The sequence below is a fragment of the Hyphococcus sp. D3-15 genome (genome assembly GCF_055809375.1).
This window is the reverse complement of the sequence record NZ_CM147910.1, coordinates 1,163,804-1,182,716: the sequence shown is the minus strand read 5'-3', so window position 1 is coordinate 1,182,716 and position 18,913 is coordinate 1,163,804. Positions and strand designations below refer to the sequence as shown.

The following is an 18,913-nucleotide window of genomic DNA, read 5'->3' as shown; positions in this document are numbered from 1 at the left end:
TCTTAAAAGCAATAAACAGGGAGGCCACCACCATGACCCATCTCAAATCAGGCTTGGGCTGACGGCGCTAAACTAAAATCGACGAGGCCCGCTGCGGGCGTCAAAGATTGACCGCCAACCTTTCGAGATGATAGCGTTACCAACGCTACGTAACTGATAAGCCATTCATTCTGCTATGTTTTTAGGCATTGATATTGGAACCTCCGGGGTCAAGGCCGTCGCCGTCGACGGAGATGGCGCTGTTGTTGATCAGTCCGTCGTTGAACTCAGCGTTTCGCGCCCTGCGCCGCTTCATTCCGAGCAAAATCCTTCCGACTGGTGGGCTGCGACCAACAAGGCCGTCGCCAATATCGCGAAGGAGCATCGCAAGGCGACTATGGCGATCGGCCTTTCCGGGCAGATGCATGGCGCAACACTGATTGATGCTTCCGGCAACGCCATTCGCCCCGCCATTTTGTGGAATGACGGACGCAGCCTGAAAGAATGCGCAGAGCTGGAGCAAGCCCTCCCCTCCCTGGGCGAGATCACCGGCAACCGCGCCATGCCGGGTTTCACCGCGCCAAAACTCCTCTGGTTGCGCAAGCACGAGCCCGCGATTTTTGAAAAAATCGTGAAAGTGCTGTTGCCGAAAGATTACGTCCGTTTGCGGATGACCGGCGATTACGCCTCCGACATGTCGGATTCCGCCGGCACCTTATGGCTCGACACCAAAGCGCGCGACTGGTCCGACACAGTGCTGGAGGCATGTTCGCTGAACCGCGATCACATGCCGGCGCTCTATGAAGGAAATGAATTCACCGGGAAATTGCGCGGCGAACTGGCCGAGGCCTGGGGCATGGCGCGCGTTCCCGTCGCGGCGGGCGGCGGCGACAACGCCGCCGGCGCGGTTGGCTCCGGCACAGTGCGGACGGGCGATGCATTTCTGTCGCTCGGCACATCAGGCGTCACATTTCTCGCTGATAACGCGTATCGTCCCAACCCCGCAGGCGGCGTCCATACATTCTGCCATGCGCTCCCCCATCGCTGGCATCAGATGTCTGTCATGTTGAGCGCAGCAAGCGCTGTCGACTGGGTCGCGCGCACCACGGGATTTTCGGATCCCGCTTCCTTCTTCGCCGCCATCGAAAAGCGCAACCAGCCCGCTACGACGGAGATTTTTCTTCCTTATCTCTCTGGCGAACGCACGCCGCATAATAATCCGCTGGCGCAGGGCGTTTTCTTTGGCCTTACCCAAACCTCTGATGCTGCATCGCTCGGCCAGGCTGCACTTGAAGGCGTTGCATTCGGTCTCGCGGACGGCATTGACGCCCTGCATGATACTGGCGCGCGTATTGAAACGCTGACCGTCATCGGCGGCGGCGCGCGCTCACAATATTGGGGCAAGATCTTAAGTTCGGTGTTTGACCAGCCCTTGATTTACCGCAAGGGCGGCGAAGTCGGCCCGGCATACGGCGCAGCCCGCCTGGCGCGATTGGCGCTTACAGGCGAGGAGATTGAAGATGTCTGCGCCCCGCCCCCGATCGAAACCATTATCGAACCTTCAGAGAAACTGAGCGAGCAGCTCGCCATCCGGCGCCCTCTTTTTCAGGCGCTTTACAAGTCACTCGAAACGCATTTCACGGAGAACGCATGATGTCCCGCGGATATTTTTCCGACATTCCCAAAATCGAATTCAAAGGCCCGGAAAGCAATGATCCGTTCGCCTATCAATATTACGACAAGAACCGTGTCGTACTCGGCAAAACCATGGCGGAGCATTTGCGCTTCGCGGTTTGCTACTGGCACAGCTTCTGCTGGGACGGCTTTGACGTTTTTGGCGCCGGCACCTTTAACCGCCCGTGGCATGGCGGCGATCTGAACCAGGAAGCGGCGGATCACAAGCTCGATGAAGCCTTTGACTTCATCTCGCGGCTCGACGTTCCCTATTTCTGCTTCCACGATGTGGATGTCATGGCGGCGGCGTCAACGCCGGCAGAGCATGTGCGCAATCTCTCCGTCATGGTCGACAAGATCGAAGAAAAAATGGCTGCGACCGGCGTAAAGCTGTTGTGGGGCACCGCCAATGTGTTCAGCCATCCGCGCTATATGGCGGGCGCCTCGACCAACCCTGACCCTGAAGTGGCCGCCTTTGCAGCGCTGCAAGTGCGCCATGCGCTTGAAGCGACACAGCGGCTCGGCGGTGAGAACTATGTTCTTTGGGGCGGACGCGAAGGTTATGATTGCGGGCTTAACACGCAAATCGGGCAGGAACTGGATCAACTGGGCCGGTTCCTCAATATGGTCGTGGAACACAAACACAAGATCGGCTTTAAGGGCATGATCCTGATCGAGCCAAAGCCGCATGAACCAACGAAGCATCAATACGACACTGATGTCGCGACCGTTTACGGCTTTCTGAAGCGCTACGGCCTTGAAGACGAAGTGCGGGTCAATATCGAAGCCAATCATGCAACACTCGCCGGCCATTCCTTTGAACACGAAATTCAGCTCGCCAACGACTTTGGCATTTTCGGGTCCGTCGACATGAATCGCGGCGATCCGCAAAATGGCTGGGACACAGACCAGTTCCCGTATGATCTTCGTGAAATCACGCTGGCGGTCTATTACATTCTTCAGGGCGGCGGCTTTACCAGCGGCGGCTTCAATTTCGACGCCAAGGTTCGCCGCCAAAGCATCGACGCGGAAGATCTGTTCCACGGCCATGTGGGCGCAATTGATCTCACCGCTCGGGCCCTGCTTAATGCGGCCGCGATGATTGAAGACGGCACGCTGTCGAATTTCGTTGAGGACCGGTATGCTGGCTGGAAGGCTGGCATCGGGTCCAAGATGCTCTCCGGCGCCGCTGATCTTGCAGCCGTTTCTGATTATGCGCTGGATAAGAACATCACGCCGAAACAAAAATCCGGCCGCCAGGAATATCTGGAAAACTACGTCACGAAATTTGTTAAGTAACGGGGCGTGCGGCCATGAAGTTCTTCGCAGACACCGCTGACGTCGAGGAAATAAAATCCTTGAACGATGCCGGCATGATTGACGGCGTCACGACCAACCCGTCGCTGATCAAAAAATCCGGACGCGATTTTCGCGCTGTGATCTTGGAGATCTGTCAGGCGACCAAAGGCCCGGTTAGCGCCGAAGTGACCGCGCTTGAGGCCGACGCTATGGTGAAAGAAGGCCTGTCGCTGGCGGAGCTTGCAAGCAACGTCACGGTGAAACTGCCGCTGACCATGGACGGCCTGAAGGCCTGCCGGCGGCTTTCAAGCGATGGCGTCAAAACCAATGTCACCTTGTGCTTTTCCGCTAATCAGGCGCTGCTCGCCGCAAAAGCCGGCGCCAGCTTTATCTCCCCCTTCATCGGGCGGCTCGACGATATCAATGTTGACGGCATGGCGTTGATCCAGGACATCCGCACGATCTATGACAATTACGGATTTGAAACCGAGGTACTCGCCGCTTCGATCCGGTCCGCCAACCACATCAAGGATTGCGCGCTGATTGGCGCTGATGTCGCCACCGCGCCGCCGGATGTGTTGTGGTCGCTCGCAAAGCATCCGCTAACGGACAAAGGACTTGATGCGTTTCTCAAGGACTGGGCGGCGACGGGCCAAAAAATCCTGTAGGCGTCATAGCAACCGGCTGGAAATCCGGCCTTGGTCACACCCCCTCCCAAAAAAAGAGCGGCCGTAAGCTCCAATTGCGGAAGCTTACGGCCACGATATTACGTCGTCATTGGTCGTTATACGCGGTTAGAAATCCAACCGCGCGCCAATGACAAAGCGGCGTCCCAGCGCATCAAAGAGCGAGGGGTTGTGCTGGTTCGTGTAGCCGAGAAACGCGCTGTAATATGGCGTAATCGGCGGGTCCTGATCGAGCAGGTTGGTGATGGTGCCGTAAAGCTCGATCCCCGGCCCGTCCTTGATGTCCGGACGGAAAGAAAGTCCAAGATCAAGATAGAAAGCGGAGCCGACATGATTGCGTGAAATATCGACGCCTTCCACCAGACTGTTTTCCATGGTGCCGCTGCCGATATAGCGTCCTTGCAGGAACGTGTTGACCGGCCCGTAATCATAGGAAAGGTTTGTGGTGAATTTAAACTCCGGCAAGGCGTAAGCGACGCCATCAGATTGCTGGATCCCCGTTTGTCCGGCGCGATCGATTTTATTCGTGCCCGCGAGAGTTTCCGAGTTTTCATCCAGCCATGTGCCGAAGAACCTCCAGCCCAGCGATTCGTCACCGCCAAACAGGCTGACATCACGCTGATAGCTCATTTCAACATCGACGCCGCTGATCTTGGCTTCGTCCACATTGATGAACACGTCGCCAATCAGCACGATGCGGTCCGTCATTGTATCGCGCGTGACGAGGTCGCAAAGATCCAGTGCGCCTTCTTCACAGCGATCAGCAACCGCCTGTACGCCCAGCTGCCCGATCGCATCCGCGATCTCGACCCGATACCAGTCGGCGGCGATGGAGAAACCTTCAACGAATGACGGCTGGTAGACAAAACCCGCCGTAATTGTATCCGCCTTCTCCGGCGAGACTTCGGGGTTGCCGCCCGAAAAGCGCGTGACGTTGATGACGCCATCGCCTGCATAGCGCGGATCAGTGATCGTCGCTGACCCACCCGTCTTGTCGAAGCGCTCGGACAAGTTAGCCGCCCGCACATCGCGTGAATAAGTGCCGCGCAGGCGGAAATCTTCCGTCACTTGCCAGTCGAGACCGCCTTTCCAGGCCCAGACGCTGCCCGAACCGGTATAGTCCGCCCAGCGCGCCGCAGCGTGCAAGGTCAACTGATCTATCATGGGCTGATCAGCGATCAGCGGCACCAGCAATTCGGTGAACGCTTCGGTGACTTTGATCTTGCCGTTGATGTTGGAGACCTTCGAATATTGAAGACCAACTGTGTTGGCGCAATCCGGACCGCTTACCCCGCGCAGACCCGCTGCAATCGCTTCGGGATCGGAGTTACACAACACCGGACGGGCTGTTTCATGGTCCGACGCCGGGTTGGTTGGGTCGCGAACGATCTGACGTATCTTCTCCTGCCGATGGCTTCCGCCGATCGCCATGGAGATCGGTCCTGCGCCCCATCCTTCGTAAATCTCGCCATTAGCGGAGAGTTCGAACAGATGCTGACGCATATTGGTGATGTTCACCTTCGCTTGTTGTGTTGTGTATGTGTCAGTCAACCCGAGCGCATAGCCGGTGTCCGCGAAGAACAATGGCGTCGTGATTGTTTCGCCGGGTTCATACCCTGTCACCCAGTCAACGGCCGCATTCGTGGCGTTGCCGCGGCCAAACAGGTTAAGCGGTGCGCAGTCGGCGAACATGTCGTTGAACAATGTCGTTCGGCAAACGATTTCATCTGTCTCGGGGTCGCGAACCGCGTCCACCGCTGCATGGATCCGGTCGACGCGCAGGCCGACCTGGTTCCACTCACGGCGGTTCTTGCCATATTGATAGTAACCGTCAACCGCCCAGCCGTTCATGAAGCCGCCGCTATCAACCTGCCAGTTAAACCCGCCGGTGAAGGACTGCAGCACGCTGTCGTCAGAGATCCGCATATCGCGGCCAATATCCTGCAGGCTGCCCATGCGCTTCAGCGTGAACAGAATCAATGGATTCATCGATCATCGTCTGGCGCACGGAATCAGGAAGGAAAGCATTGTCCTGAAAAATGGTGATTGATGTCGGCGTGCCGTGCAGCGAACCGCGCGGCGTGTTGTATTGCGAGGTCTGGTTCTGACCGCGAATATATTGCCCGAATACGGTGAAATTATCCGCCACTTCATAATCCGCGTAAGCGAAAATATTGTTGCGGTCCACATCCGGATAAATCGTAGACGCTTCCGCACCCAAATCATCGCCGCTGCCGCCATTGGCGATTGAATGCCGCGCCGGCGGAATGCCAAACGGGAATGCGGAAGGAGAACCGGTCACGAAGGGCGATATGCCGGACCCGTCAGACAGGAACTGCATGGCGTCAAGCGATGTGCCCGGCGCGACAATGAGGCCGTCAAAACTCGAATTGCGGGAAACGACATTCGGCACAATCTGGCCTACGCCATCGCCATCTGGAATAACGCTCCATCCTTGATACCAATCGCGATCCTGATAGCCAAACACGCCTTCCTGGCTGAACACTTCGCCCGAAATCAGAACATGGCCGCGATCACCAACATCAAAACCGAAAGCGCCGGAAAGCTCATAATTGCCGCTATCGCCCCGTGTAGTTTCACCCCACTGGGCATGCGCCCGCCCGCCGGTGAAGTCCGTATCGAGGATGAAGTTGGTTACGCCCGCCACGGCGTCGGTGCCATAGGCCGCGGATGCGCCGCCGGTCACCGTTTCAACCCGGCTGATCATGGCTTCTGGAAATGCGTTGATATCCACGCCGCCAAAAGCCGTCGAGGAAATCATCCGCCGACCATTCAACAAGGTCAGCGTCCGGTTAATGCCAAGTCCGCGCATATTGAGATTGCCGTAGCCGCCCCGGACAAACCATCCATCTGCTGAGTTTGGCGTTTGGTTGCCAAAAAACTGCGGCAACTGGCTAACGCCTTCTACAAGGTTGCCCGGCGCCATTGTCGCAAGAAGATCGCCGTCGACCACAGTCACGGGCACCGGCGTTTGCATGCCGGTCTGGCTGATCCGCGTGCCGGTTACGATAATCTTGTCGGAATCCTCTGCGCCGCCCTGCGCCATGGCGGGCAAAGCGCTAAGCCCAAGCGCCGCGCAAGCCAGACAGTATGGCAATTTGTTGGGACGGCTTTGCACCGGCCCTGTGTTTGATTTGTTCTTCCTCATTTATTCCTCCCATCGCATTGTTGTTAGTCTCAATCACGACTTCGACGCCCCCCTGAAGACGCTCAAGGCCGTAAGCCGTTCTCCTCGTGATATTGCTTCCAGAGCGCGATCATCGCCTGCAAACGCTCTGGTTGGTTTTTGCTCAGATCGTTTTGCTCTTGCGGATCATCCGCCAAATTGTAGAGACGCCAGCCGACATCCGCGGCGGGATCCCACACAAGCTTCCAGTCCATCTGGCGCACGGCGCGATGGTCGTAGAGTTCCCAACCCATGAATGTAGATGCGTCATGCACCGGTGTTTTCGGATCTGTCAGTGAGGGAATGAGCGACCTTCCCTTAACAGGAAGCACCGGCCGCCCCCGGTAAGTTTCGCCTGGATGCTCCGTACCCGCCAGTTCAAGAAAAGTCGGCAGGACGTCCATAACGGTGCTGAATTGATTGTTCCGCTCGCCGCCCGCGATAGCGTTCGCATAGTGCACGAAAGCGGGCACATGAATGCCGCCTTCAAAGCCCGTGCCCTTGGCGCGATAGAATGCAACGGAACTCGCTCGGGCCCAGTTCGGTCCATACATGATGTAGGAATCGCCATTGCCGAGATTCTCGTAAGAATTATCACAGCACTCCGCCACCCAATCTGACAGGGGCTGCGCCAGGTCGCGGCGAAGGTCTTCGGGCCCATTGTCCGACATGAAAAAGATGAAGGTGTTGTCGTATTCGCCGATCTCTTTCAGGTAGTCGATCAGTTGGCCGATATACGCATCAAGGTCGCTGACCATGGCTGCGTAGATTTCCATCTTGCGCGCTTCAGCGCGTTGCTGCTCAGCGCTCAACTCGTCCCAAGCAGGCTGACCATCGATCGGCGGCAAGCCGGGCGCATCTTCCGGCACAAAGCCGAGCGCCTTCATTTTTTCAAACCGGCGCTGATACAACGCCTCATACCCGTCGTCATATTGGCCGGCGAATTTTTCGATGCTGGCGCGCGGCGCCTGCAGCGGCCAATGCGGCGCTGTGTAGGCGAGATAGGCGAAGAAGGGCTTTCCATCACCGCGCCCGCTCTCGATATAGTCGGTCATGCGTTCGGTGTAGAAACGCGTCGAATAAAAATCGTCGCCGACGGTGACCATCTCCTCGCCGTCGCGATAAGGCGCAAGGCCCGGTCCGTCCCAAGACAATCCACCGAGATGGCTGGCCCCGTCGATCGATACAAATGATTGATCAAACCCCCGCGCGCGCGGGCCGGTTTCAACCGTGTCGCCCAAGTGCCATTTGCCGGTCATATAGGTGTGGTAACCAGCATCGCCCAGAAGACTGGCGAGACTTGCAACCCGGAAATTGAGAAACCCCTCATAGCCGGGCTGGCCGATTTGAGCGGGATTGGTTGGCCGCGCCATCACGCCGAGGCCCGCTTGATGATTGTCCGTGCCGGACATCAAACTCGCGCGGGTCGGCGAACAGGCCATGTTGGAATAGAAGTTTGTGAGCAACATGCCCTGGCGCGCAAGCGCGTCGATATTGGGTGTTGCGATTTCGCTGCCGTAAAGGCTGAGATCGGCATATCCCAGATCGTCAGCGACGATGAGCAGAATATTAGGGCGCTTCGCTTTGAGGGACGGCGCCGCAATGGTAGCGCTTTCGGGCCCCGGGGAAACATCTTTGCGCGCCTGCTGACAACTTGCGATACTCACCGCAAGCAGGCAAAATGTGATGTTACGGATGCAACTCAAATATTGCAGCGTGGCCTCCCCTTACTCTCGCGCAAGCGCGATTGCTTTCGCGCTCTTGAAAGTTACGCAAATCAAAAATGCTCAATTCAAACGTGTGCGAAGCTCTCGGCGGTCACCTGTGAGAATTGCGCCGTGGCTGTCCCGCGAACCGCTCTACCCCCTGCCCGTCATGCCGCCGCAGGATCGCGCCTCAATGAAGGGGCAGCGAAATCCTGGAAATCCTGTTCCTCAGCGAGCTCTCAATTTACATGGGTGACCAAAGCAAAGCAGAAACAACGCTCCATGGGGCAAATGCCCAGAAAGAATGACCGCCAAAGCCCGTCGCCATAATGTGAACTCATATATACATTACGGTTTCATATTTCTAAAGTCAAGGACGCCGGACCCGCATCAATGATGGAAAAAATCAGCCGCTCCCCGCAGCAGAAACGTAGCCGCCTGACGACGAAACAATTCGTCGACGCGGCGGTGAAGCTCTTGGAAAAACAGACTTTTGCGGAATTGTCGGTGAGCGAACTCGCCAAAACGGCAAAGCGATCAGTGGGAACGTTTTACCAGCGCTTTGGCAGCAAGGAGGAATTCCTCAAGATACTGATCACCGAGTTTCTTGAAACCGGCGTCGGTGAGGAAGCCGCCATGCGATGGGAAGCGCGCAGCCCGGCGGAGATATTCGCGAACTTCCTGGGCGATTCCTATGACCGAATTCTGCAGAACCGAAATCTCTGGCATGCCGCTTTGGAGCTTTCCTCAAGCGACCCCAATTTTTGGGCCGAATATGGATGGCTTCGCGCAAAGCGCCTGGAGCAACTGATCACAGCCATCGAAAACAGTCGCAAAAAGAAATTGACCCCGACGGAGATCAAGAACTTTGCGATTGCCGGTCAGCTCTTCAACAGCGTGATCAACAATCAGATCATCAATAGCCCGGGCCCGCTATCGCTTGGAGACGACGAATTTCTGCCGACCATGACCGACATCGCATTGAAAGTGTCCGGCCTTTCGAAATAGGCGGCGCCCAGATCCGTACCGTGCTGTAACGACGTGGCGTCAATTCGAAGGTTGCTCGTCATAAGCGACTCGAAACCCGATATGATTGGTGCCAAGACCTATCTCCTGGGCGTGGCGCGCCGCCGGCCTGTATCGCATGCAATAATTCTTCGCACATAAATAACTGCCGCCCTTAATGACCCGCACGGGAGCGCCGGGGTTCGCCGGGTCATAGCTAGCGTCAGCGGCAGGCCCTTTGGGATCGCTTGTTTCGTCAGGGCGCTGCGGCGCATACCAGTCAGCGGTCCATTCCCAGACATTGCCAATCATGTCGTAAAGACCATTGGCGTTTGGCGCGAAGCACCCGACGGGCGCGACGCCGTCATATCCGTCCTCCAGCGTATTCTGCACCGGAAAAAACCCTTGCCAGGTATTGGCCTCTTCAGGCGGGTCCATGTCGGAGGCGGACGGCTGCGTAGCCTTGCGCGCCGCGAACTCCCATTCTGCTTCGCGCGGCAATCGCCCGCCCGCCCATGCGGCGAAGGCGAGCGCATCTTCAAACGCAATCTGTGTCACTGGTTCATCCGGACCGGCCGCGGGCATGGTCGGCCCTTGCGGATAGCGCCAGGACGCGCCGTGCACGTAGGTCCACCAATTCAAATTATTGACCGCAGCCTCGGCTGCAGGATGAAACACCGCGCCGCCAGGCTGGATTGCAGCATCCTCCGGCTTTTCAGCAAGTGTTTGATAGCCTGTTTCCGCAACAAAAGCGGCGAATCGTTCGACCGTAACTTCCGTCGAGTCGAGCCAGAAGGAGGAGATGGAGACGTCACGCGACGGCCCCTCCTCAGGATATGCGTCGTCACTTCCTATCCGGAAGCGCCCGCCCTCAATGAAAACAGGTTTTGAATCTGGCGCGCAGGCTTCTGGTTGCGCCGCTCTATCGGCAACGCGCTCAGACGGCTTGCCGCAGGCGCTAATGGCGGCAAAAGCCGCACTCGCCAACAGCCAAAAGCACTGTACCCGCATCGAAAACCGCCTCGCCCTTTCTCCGTAAAGTCACAACCTACGGATCACAGCGGCGAACCATAGCAGCATAATCGCCCGCTTGCCGAGAGGGGTGATCATCAGCAAAAATAGGCGCCGCACTCAGATTGCGGCGGTTTCCGTTTCTAAAATGTCTTTGAAAGATTGAAAAACCCGCGCCAGCTTTGATCGCTTTGCGTAGCAGGAATACCATCAAGCGGCTTCACCAGTTCAGCATTCAGGCGCACATCATTTTCGAAGGTCAGGCGCAGTCCGCCGCCGGTCGAAGACAGGTTCAGCATCTCATATTGCGCAGCGACATTGTCATTCCAGACCGCGCCAAAATCATAATAGCCGAAAAACTGATAGGACTTCAGGAAATCGAGATTGGTTTTTCCGCCATAGCGAATTTCTGTATAGGTGGCGACGCCGTCATCGCCTTTGAATTCGCCATAGTCATAAGCCCGGCCATAGCGCGCCCCACCAAGTGAAAACTCTTCCGATGAAAGCAACGGGTCGAGCGAAAGCTGCCCGGACACGTTCATATAGACGCTGATGTTTTTGTTCAGCCTTTGAAGACGGCTGAGTTCGGCGCCGAATTTTGTAAACTCGTTCGTCGCATCTGCGCGGGACAGCGCCCCGCCGACAGACGCGTTCAAAATGTTGACGCCCTGCGTCACCGTAGCGGATACAGAGGAAATTCCATTCAAATGCGCTTTGCGCAATGTTGACGTTGCATAGACAGAACGCAGCTTGTCGTTAAACCGCTCCTGGCCCAAGCGTTGTTCTTCAAAATTTCGGCCTTCAATTCCCAACTCCACCCAAAGGGTCGTCTTGCGTTGGCGAATGATTGGGTGCGTTATGCTAACGCTAACCCGTTTTGACTGGCTTTTCGTTTGCGTCGCCGCGCGCGGTCCGCCAGCGTCAAAATAAGATGTCGTCGCCGCAACCCGCATACTCGTTCCTTCGCGCCCAATAGGGATCGCGTAGGAAATTTGCCCGAGCACTAGCTCATCGGGGTCCGCCGGCGTGATGAAAACACCGCCGCTAAGTTGATCGCCGGATTTAACGACTGAATTTGCGCTTGCGCTCAAATAGGTTTGAAGCGGCCCCGCATCCGCTGTGCCGCGATTGTCTGCATATACGCTGGCTTCAAAAAAATCCTGCTTGATTTTGACGACAAGCCGGTGCCGCGCCAGATCGTCCATATCCGGCTGAATTTGCGAAGACAGAACAGTCATGCCAGCCAGATCTTCGATAAGCGCGAGCGAGCGTTCCAATGTTGAAATACGAAGCGGCGCTTCTTTGGTGATGTCCAGCAGACGCAGCCTGATATCCGCCGGCGCGCCGCCGTCTATTTCCACATCGGCGACATAGCCCTCAATAATCTGAACCTGAAGCAGCCCCCCTTCGGCGGTTTGCGCCGGAATAATCGCGCGGGAAAGGAAATATCCCTCCTCGCGATACATCGCGGTGATTGCCTCGGCGAGCGCAGCGACATCCGCTACCGTCACATATGTAGCGAGCATTTCGTCATACAGCGGCGCAAACTTTTCTGGTGAAATTGCAGTCGCGCCAGAGATGTCCACCGCCGTCAGAATAAACCGGTCAACGCCGACATCATCGCTTTGAGCGGAATCCAGCATTTCTGTTTCAGGCAACTCAAGCTGCCGTTCAGATACTCCGCCTGCCGCACGCTCTGCAGATGGCAGGCGTTCTTCAATATTGTCGACTTCCTGGGCTAAGGCGGATGCATGCACTGTCGCCGAAAGGGCCGCGCAGAAAAAACACCAACGAGAAAAAGACCTAAGCATGACGCTCCGAACGCTGGCCACGGCATTAGGATCTGTCACACCAACCCCAATGCAGCGGTCACTTACAGATCTCCCCTTCACAGCTTATGAAGCAACATGCCTAACGGACTGTTTACGATGAATGCTAAGTTAACCAGCGGGCAGTAAGTTTTAACAAAATTGAAAGACCAAAATTTTATCTCAGTTTGGTGATCCGAGGCATATGAGCGCCTCGTGGATTAGTTGTGTTGTTTGGGTGTATGTGATGATGGCTTTCAAACGGTTCATTGGCGTCGTTAGCGGACTACTCGTTCTTCTTGCTGCTGCTTATGCCGAAAATGGCGGCTGGCGTGTCGCCGAGACCTCAGGCGCAGTGCGCATCGCCCATTCCATGGCAGGCATGCAACTGGTTTCGACAGGCGAGACCCTGAAAGGCGGCGACGTCCTTTCTACGGGGCTTGACGGACGGGCGGTTCTCATGCGCGGGGAACAAAAAATCGTCGTCGGCCCGAATAGCCGCATGGCGCTACCCGCAATTGAAGAAAAAGGCATGACGCGGATCATGCAGGATCTTGGCACGCTGATGTTCAAGGTGGACAAACGCCAATCACAGCACTTTCGCGTTGAGACACCGGTGATCGCCGCTGTCGTGAAAGGCACGACTTTTACAGTGACCGCCGGTTCCGACAATCACACCGTCCATGTTGCGGAAGGCCTGGTCGAAGTTCTGTCATTAAAAACAAATGAAAGCATCCTGGTTCCTGCGGGTGAAACAGCGCAAGTTTCCGCTGCGGATTTTACTTTCCGGACGCCGACGAATAGCGGCGGGGAACGCAAAACGCTCGATCCGACAAAAGTCACGCCGATCAAGGGTGACAAACGCGCTGACACCCTGATGATCCCAGACAATATTGGCCTCGATCCGCTTGACTATGCTGAATTGTCAGAGGGTCTTGTGCGTGCGCGCAACACAAACGCCCCCGTCAATGACGTAACCTTAGCGGAGTTCAACCCCGTTGGACTAACGGGTGCCGGCCCTAGCGTTTCATCAGTCACTAACTCTGGCGGCGGCCTCGCCCTAGGACAAGATAACCAGGCGCCAGGACTTGGGCTCGGCCTTGGTCAAGACGGCGCGGGTGCGGGCATTGGCCTCGGTCTTGGGCAAGACGGTGCAGGCGCAGGCGTTGGCCTCGATCTCGGTCAAAACGGCGCGGGCGCAGGTGTTGGCCTCGGTCTCGGTCAAGACGGCGCAGGCGCAGGTGTTGGCCTCGGTCTCGGTCAAGACGGCGCAGGTGCAGGCGTTGGACTCGGTCTCGGGCAAGACGGCGCAGGTGCAGGCGTTGGACTCGGTCTCGGGCAAGACGGTGCGGGCGCAGGCGCTGACCTTGGCCTTGGGCAAGACGGTGCGGGCGCAGGCGCTGACCTTGGTCTTGGGCAAGACGGTGCAGGTGCAGATGTTGGGCTGGGTCTGGGAGAAGACGGACCTGGTGTTGACCTCGGTCTCGGCCTTGATGATGACGGCGCTGAAGCCGGCCTGGATTTAGACCTCGGTGATGACGACCTCGGCATCGAGCTTGACCTGGATCTCGATGAAGACGGCCTCGAACTGGACCTCGGCGATACCGGCCTGGGGCTAGGGTTAGGTAAGGGTAAAGGCCCGAACAAATAAGGCCGGTTGAACGGCGCGACCCCGCCATCTCCAAATTTTAACGCTTCCTGCGCTACCTTCACCTGACAGCAGTGCAGTGATGACGGAATGCCGGAAGCGGGCGCAACATCGAATATCGCAATTTGGCGGCGCATATCGCGCGCCGCCAAACCTCTCGCTGCGCCAATAGGACTATTTCTCCTTTTAACAGTTTTCGCTCTCTCCGGATTTTTCACTCCGCTCGATAATGCGTTGATGGATGCGCGCTTTCGATTGATCAAACGCGCGCCCACCGACACCCTCGTTCTTGTAGAAATCGACCCGCAGAGTATTCGCGACGAAAACCGCTGGCCCTGGCCGCGAGACCGCTACGCGACGGCGATTGCAAACCTTCAAGCCGCGCAAGCGGGCCTGATCGCATTCGACGTCGACTTTTCGTCGCTTTCCAGTGCTGAAGGCGATGCAGCTTTTGCACGCGCGTTGGCGCAGCGGCCGGGCGAGGTCATTCTGCCAGTATTTTGGCAGTGGTCCTCCAGCAGCGGCGGCAGGCGCGAATTGATGAAGACGCCGCCAAATGAAAAGTTTTTAAATCATGCAGTCATCGCCAGCGTGACGCTGACAGCGGAAAAGAGCGGCATCGTGCGCCGGGGTTGGCGCGCGGTCGAAGATGGAGACAGCTATCGCACAGCGATTGCAGGGGTGCTCGCGGGCATACCGGCCGACCGGCATGATACTTTCTATATCGACTACAGCATCGACAGCCGCGCCATTAAACGCCTTTCCTTTCGCGACCTTCTGTCCGGCGACTTTGCGCCTGAGATCGTCAGGGGCAAGAATATCCTGATCGGAGCGACCGCCCTGGAGCTTGGTGATGAGTTCGCTGCGCCGGTGCTCGGGGTTACGCCTGGCGTGATGCTCCACGCGATAAGCTATGAAAGCCTTGCGCAGAACCGGGCGCTTGCGCGTCCGCATCCCGCCATCCCGCTAGTGCTTGGCGGCTTCTTGCTGATCTGGCTTTGCCGAAACCCGCAAGCCAAACAAGTGGCGCCTTTGCTGGTCACGCATGCTGTCTTGTTCGCCATTTTGTTCACGGCGCCGCTGGCGCTACAGACATATGCGCCATACAGCTTCGATGTCGGCGCCATCCTCTTCGCGCAAGTCATGGGCCTGCTCTATGTCGCAGGTGCGCTACTGCATCATCGCGCGCGACAAATCATCCGGCACCGGTCGGCGACGCTAAGGTTTCAGGAGCTGACCAGCATTGTTGTCCGTGACAATGCCGATGGCGTCATTGTAACCGACGGCGCCGGCGCAATCGAGCTGTGCAATGAAAGAGCAATGGAACTGCTTGGATTCGATTCACCGCTCCAATCAGGCGCTATGCTGACAGAGCTTGTCGCAGATTTTCCCATCGCACCGGCCCTGACGACAGGCCCGGAAGTAACCGCACGCTACGAATATGCAGCGCCGGAAAACGGCGTCATGCTCGAAATTGTCGCCAGCCGCCGCATTGTCTCGCTTGGAAACACGCGCGCGCGCGACAACCAGATCGTCACCAGCCTCGCTGTCTACACTCTACGAGATATTTCTGCGCGCAAACGCATCGAAAAAGCGGAACTGGATGCAAAGAATGCGGCGATCGCCGCAAGCTCCATGAAGACGCAACTCATTTCGAACATGAGTCACGAATTGCGAACCCCGCTAAATGGCGTGATCGGTTTCGCCGGTATTATGGTGCAGGAATCATTCGGCCCCCACGGCGTACCGGAATACCAAGAGTATTCTCAAAACATCCATGAATGCGGCAAACGACTGCTTGGGCTTGTAAACAACATGCTGAATATCGCCCGGTTGGACGCTGGCGAGTTTGAATTGTCTCTGGACCGCACGTCGCTCGCGGATGTGGTCGAAATCTCGATCTCTAAATTTGAGAACGAGGCCGCGAAACAAAACGCAACCATCAGCCAGGACATTCAACGCGGCCTGCCCGATGTCAAAATCGACATGAGCGTATTTGAAGAGATGCTCGCGCATTTGTTGTCCAATGCACTGAAATTTGCGGGCGATGGGGCGAAAATACAGGTGCGGGCAAAGGAAACGGATGGCGACCTCCTGCTGGAAGTCGAGGATAATGGATGCGGCGTCAACGCTGACCTGCTGCCAAAACTGACAGAAGCGTTTTTCCAGGGCGACGGCGCTCTCAACCGCGCCCATGAGGGCGCGGGTCTCGGCCTCTATCTGGTATCAAAATATGTTGCGCTACATGGCGGCGAGCTTCGTTTTGAAAGCGAAGCCGGTTCCGGCTTTACCGCCATCATGCATTTTCCCGGCCTCGCGCAGCGCACCACAAAACCCGGCGGCCAAGCAAAAGACGCCGCGTAAAAACAATTGCGAAACTGGCCTGCGCTCGCCCAAAGCAGTCGTGAACGCGCCCGCGAGACCGCGTTCGCGGCTCGCGCAAGGCGCACTTTGTGCGCACTCCTCAAGATTGCAAATCTTCAAGCTGCTATGATAGGACCCGAAAGCAACGCCGGGCGAAGCATCGCCGAGCAAACGACACATGCTTGTCGTCGGCAAAAAAGGGGCCGGGAAATTGATCAAAGAGTGCTCGACAGAGGAAGAACTGGAAAGAGCTATCGCATGTCGCGACTCTTTGCCTTCGCGCGAAAGCTATCCGACTCCGGAATTGCGGTTCACCGTTCAGCTTGTGCTCGCCGGGCGGATGTGGCGATCGCTGCTAGACGAGAAGCTGCGCCAATTGGGCCACTCAGCCTCCCGCATGGAAGTGATGGCCGCGATTCTTTACTCGCCGCCCCTCACCACGCAAATTCAAATTGCAAAACGCGTCGGCATTGAAGGACCAACCCTGACGCGCACGCTAGATATGTTGGAGGCGGACGGTTTTGTGGAGCGCCTGCCAGACCCAGCGGACCGGCGCAATAAACACCTTCGCCTCACTGACGCAGGCATAGATGCGTTAAACGAAATTTTTTCCATCACAGTGGAAATGCGATCGCGCCTACTGGAAGGCTTACCAAAAGAAACGGTCTCGCAATGCACCGAGTTGCTCGCGGAGCTTCTGTACCGGATCTCAGAGCGAACACCGATGCCTTCGCAGGAATAGTATTTGACCGCAACCAGCACAGTGCAAGCGCTTCACTTGCCTGAACCAGGTAAGGGCGTAACTTCAGCAGCTGATTGCCAGGTTCAAATCGCTCCCGCAGCGCTATCCGGCGGCTGCCAGACCCGGCTGCGGGAACTTCTGGAAATGACTTAGTATTTAGCCTTTTCCGGCAGGCGCATTCTTGCCTGCACTGGCCAATTCACGTTCTGACTGGGTGAAACCATATGCTGGCACAATCTCTTCTTTGCGATCACTGATCGCGTCCCACATCTCAATCACCTGTTCGGCACCCTCTTCGCCGCCGCCCACATAGGCACCGTTTGTAAGGGTGATATTTGCGCGCGCAAAGTGACCGGCGCCGGCGCACAAGATCGCCCGCGTTGGCGCATCCTCGCAAACCAGCGCGAGCAACCCTTCACTGACGAGTTCAGGCGCGAGAAGATCCAGCGCTTCCTTGGCCAGCACGCCGTCAGTCATTTGCGTCGCAGCGGTCGGCGCCAGGCTGTTCACTTTGATGTCGTATTTTTCGCCTTCAATCGCCAGAGTCTGCATCAGTCCGACCAGCGCCATTTTCGCGGCGCCGTAATTCGCTTGACCAAAGTTGCCGTAAAGACCCGAAGATGAAGTGGTCATGACAATGCGGCCAAAGCCTTGTTGGCGCATAATTTCCCAGACCGCCTTTGTGCAGATCACCGCGCCCATAAGGTGGACATCGACCACAAGCCGAAAATCCGAAATCTCCATTTTAGCGAAACTCTTGTCACGGAGTATCCCGGCATTGTTGATCAAAATATCGACCCGTCCCCACGTCTCCATTGTGTGCGCAACCATGGCGGCAATCTGATCTTCATCCGTGACGGAAGCCGCATAGGCGATCGCTTCGCCGCCCTGTGAAACGATCTCTTGCGCAACGCGTGTGGCATTGGCTTCAACCATGTCATTGACAACAACCTTGGCGCCCTGACCGGCGAGCATCAGCGCGTGACACCGCCCCAATCCCCCGCCTGCACCGGTGACAATCGCAACTCGATCTTGCAACTTCATCATCAAATCCTTTTACTTAGACCTCAATCAAATTAACTCACCCGTGAGTTAATTTGATAACTGTGAAAAATACGCCTGCAACGCCCAGATCAGGACTTTCGCTCCGCCGTCCGTTGCTTGCAAACTTCCCGAAATCCCGCCGCCATAAAAGTCGACATTCGCTTTTTCACGGCGAGAAAATCATCCGACTTACACAGACCATTTGAGAGTTTGTCGATGCGACCAGTACGCGCAAGCGTCAACATCAGCGCGCCAGTCACGAAATGGTATCCCCAGAAAATATCTTCCTCGGCGCAATCTGGGAGCGCTTTTTTGAGCAGCCCGATCAGTTTCAACACGACGGGATCGAAATGCTGGTCCATCATTTCCGCGCCCCATTCGGGCGTGTTGGCCACCTGCGCGCTCAGCGCCGCGTAATTTCTCCAGCCCTCGCCGCCCTCAATATAAAGATCAAGGTCAGTGTCCAAAAACGCCCGCAGCGCGCCTTCGACTGTCGGCTTTCCTTTTGATGCTTTTTCATACTCATCGAGCATCCGCATGCGACGTTCGCTCGTCACCACGGCGCGCCGTTCGAAAACTGCATCAAACAATTTCTTCTTGTCGTCGAAATAGTAGTTCAACAGCGTGTGATGAACGCCGACACCTTTCGCGACATCCTTCAAGGTGACGCCGTAAAACCCGTGCTGAGAGAAAAGAAACTCGGCCGTATCGAGCATTTGCTCAATCGTCTCGGCGCGTTGCTCCGCCTTGGTAAGCCGTT

General features: G+C 56.7%; 14 protein-coding genes. 7 read left to right on the top strand and 7 right to left on the bottom strand.

Annotated features, from left to right (window positions below):
* Positions 1-175 precede the first annotated feature (175 nt).
* From xylB to fsa, 3 genes are read left to right on the top strand one after another with little or no spacing between them, the layout of a single operon-like run.
* Positions 176-1,633, top strand: coding sequence for a xylulokinase (gene xylB, locus AC0L8G_RS05965; protein ID WP_473387636.1), 1,458 nt, complete (start codon positions 176-178; stop codon positions 1,631-1,633).
* Entirely contained in the window at positions 1,633-2,952 is a 1,320-nt protein-coding gene (gene xylA, locus AC0L8G_RS05960) for a xylose isomerase (protein WP_473388810.1), read from the top strand. Before xylB ends, xylA begins: the two co-directional genes overlap by 1 nt.
* A gap of 14 nt (positions 2,953-2,966) precedes the next feature.
* Positions 2,967-3,620 (top strand): fructose-6-phosphate aldolase, encoded by a 654-nt coding sequence (gene fsa, locus AC0L8G_RS05955; RefSeq protein ID WP_473387635.1) that lies wholly within the window; start codon positions 2,967-2,969, stop codon positions 3,618-3,620.
* A gap of 126 nt (positions 3,621-3,746) precedes the next feature.
* Here the strand turns inward: fsa and AC0L8G_RS05950 are convergent, their stop codons facing one another.
* From AC0L8G_RS05950 to AC0L8G_RS05940, 3 genes are all read right to left on the bottom strand, one after another.
* A complete protein-coding gene (locus tag AC0L8G_RS05950; RefSeq protein ID WP_473387632.1) occupies positions 3,747-5,627 on the bottom strand; it encodes a TonB-dependent receptor domain-containing protein in 1,881 nt (626 codons plus the stop codon).
* The gene (locus AC0L8G_RS05945; protein ID WP_473387628.1) at positions 5,551-6,807 is read right to left on the bottom strand and encodes a TonB-dependent receptor plug domain-containing protein; all 1,257 of its coding nucleotides are present in this window, start codon (positions 6,805-6,807) and stop codon (positions 5,551-5,553) included. Before AC0L8G_RS05945 ends, AC0L8G_RS05950 begins: the two co-directional genes overlap by 77 nt.
* Before the next feature lie 62 nt (positions 6,808-6,869).
* Positions 6,870-8,492 carry an arylsulfatase gene (locus AC0L8G_RS05940; protein WP_473387626.1) on the bottom strand — a complete coding sequence of 541 codons (1,623 nt, stop codon included), beginning with the start codon at positions 8,490-8,492 and terminating at the stop codon, positions 6,870-6,872.
* A 432-nt stretch (positions 8,493-8,924) separates the two neighbouring features.
* On the opposite strand from AC0L8G_RS05940, the gene AC0L8G_RS05935 reads away from it, so the two are divergent.
* On the top strand, positions 8,925-9,539 hold the full coding sequence (locus AC0L8G_RS05935; RefSeq protein ID WP_473387625.1) for a TetR/AcrR family transcriptional regulator: 615 nt from the start codon (positions 8,925-8,927) through the stop codon (positions 9,537-9,539).
* A gap of 39 nt (positions 9,540-9,578) precedes the next feature.
* On the opposite strand, the gene AC0L8G_RS05930 is transcribed toward AC0L8G_RS05935, so the two are convergent.
* A complete protein-coding gene (locus tag AC0L8G_RS05930) occupies positions 9,579-10,547 on the bottom strand; it encodes a formylglycine-generating enzyme family protein (protein WP_473387623.1) in 969 nt (322 codons plus the stop codon).
* Between the two features lie 143 nt (positions 10,548-10,690).
* Positions 10,691-12,304 carry a ShlB/FhaC/HecB family hemolysin secretion/activation protein gene (locus AC0L8G_RS05925; RefSeq protein ID WP_473387621.1) on the bottom strand — a complete coding sequence of 538 codons (1,614 nt, stop codon included), beginning with the start codon at positions 12,302-12,304 and terminating at the stop codon, positions 10,691-10,693.
* 298 nt (positions 12,305-12,602) lie between these two features.
* Here AC0L8G_RS05925 and AC0L8G_RS05920 point away from each other — a divergent pair, with 298 nt between their 5' ends.
* The 3 genes from AC0L8G_RS05920 (at position 12,603) to AC0L8G_RS05910 (ending at position 17,109) form a co-directional block, all read left to right on the top strand.
* Positions 12,603-14,006 (top strand): FecR domain-containing protein, encoded by a 1,404-nt coding sequence (locus AC0L8G_RS05920; RefSeq protein ID WP_473387620.1) that lies wholly within the window; start codon positions 12,603-12,605, stop codon positions 14,004-14,006.
* A gap of 87 nt (positions 14,007-14,093) precedes the next feature.
* Positions 14,094-16,367, top strand: coding sequence for a CHASE2 domain-containing protein (locus AC0L8G_RS05915; protein WP_473387618.1), 2,274 nt, complete (start codon positions 14,094-14,096; stop codon positions 16,365-16,367).
* Positions 16,368-16,545: 178 nt separating this feature from the next.
* Positions 16,546-17,109, top strand: coding sequence for a MarR family winged helix-turn-helix transcriptional regulator (locus tag AC0L8G_RS05910; RefSeq protein WP_473387616.1), 564 nt, complete (start codon positions 16,546-16,548; stop codon positions 17,107-17,109).
* Positions 17,110-17,265: 156 nt separating this feature from the next.
* Here the strand turns inward: AC0L8G_RS05910 and AC0L8G_RS05905 are convergent, their stop codons facing one another.
* Both AC0L8G_RS05905 and AC0L8G_RS05900 read right to left on the bottom strand, forming a co-directional pair.
* Positions 17,266-18,153, bottom strand: coding sequence for an SDR family NAD(P)-dependent oxidoreductase (locus AC0L8G_RS05905; protein WP_473388808.1), 888 nt, complete (start codon positions 18,151-18,153; stop codon positions 17,266-17,268).
* Between the two features lie 89 nt (positions 18,154-18,242).
* Positions 18,243-18,869, bottom strand: a complete 627-nt coding sequence (locus AC0L8G_RS05900; protein ID WP_473388807.1) for a TetR/AcrR family transcriptional regulator — start codon at positions 18,867-18,869, stop codon at positions 18,243-18,245.
* Between the last annotated feature and the right edge of the window lie 44 nt (positions 18,870-18,913).

Excerpts from the sequence above, each read along its gene's own strand:
- AC0L8G_RS05950 (WP_473387632.1), bottom strand. The coding sequence starts at position 5,627 with ATGAATCCATTGATTCTGTTCACGCTGAAGCGCATGGGCAGCCTGCAG.
- AC0L8G_RS05920 (WP_473387620.1), top strand. The coding sequence starts at position 12,603 with ATGATGGCTTTCAAACGGTTCATTGGCGTCGTTAGCGGACTACTCGTT.
- AC0L8G_RS05915 (WP_473387618.1), top strand. The coding sequence starts at position 14,094 with ATGCCGGAAGCGGGCGCAACATCGAATATCGCAATTTGGCGGCGCATA.
- AC0L8G_RS05930 (WP_473387623.1), bottom strand. The coding sequence starts at position 10,547 with ATGCGGGTACAGTGCTTTTGGCTGTTGGCGAGTGCGGCTTTTGCCGCC.
- AC0L8G_RS05900 (WP_473388807.1), bottom strand. The coding sequence starts at position 18,869 with ATGCTCGATACGGCCGAGTTTCTTTTCTCTCAGCACGGGTTTTACGGC.
- xylB (WP_473387636.1), top strand. The coding sequence starts at position 176 with ATGTTTTTAGGCATTGATATTGGAACCTCCGGGGTCAAGGCCGTCGCC.
- AC0L8G_RS05945 (WP_473387628.1), bottom strand. The coding sequence starts at position 6,807 with ATGAGGAAGAACAAATCAAACACAGGGCCGGTGCAAAGCCGTCCCAAC.
- AC0L8G_RS05910 (WP_473387616.1), top strand. The coding sequence starts at position 16,546 with ATGCTTGTCGTCGGCAAAAAAGGGGCCGGGAAATTGATCAAAGAGTGC.
- fsa (WP_473387635.1), top strand. The coding sequence starts at position 2,967 with ATGAAGTTCTTCGCAGACACCGCTGACGTCGAGGAAATAAAATCCTTG.
- AC0L8G_RS05935 (WP_473387625.1), top strand. The coding sequence starts at position 8,925 with ATGATGGAAAAAATCAGCCGCTCCCCGCAGCAGAAACGTAGCCGCCTG.
- AC0L8G_RS05905 (WP_473388808.1), bottom strand. The coding sequence starts at position 18,153 with ATGAAGTTGCAAGATCGAGTTGCGATTGTCACCGGTGCAGGCGGGGGA.
- xylA (WP_473388810.1), top strand. The coding sequence starts at position 1,633 with ATGTCCCGCGGATATTTTTCCGACATTCCCAAAATCGAATTCAAAGGC.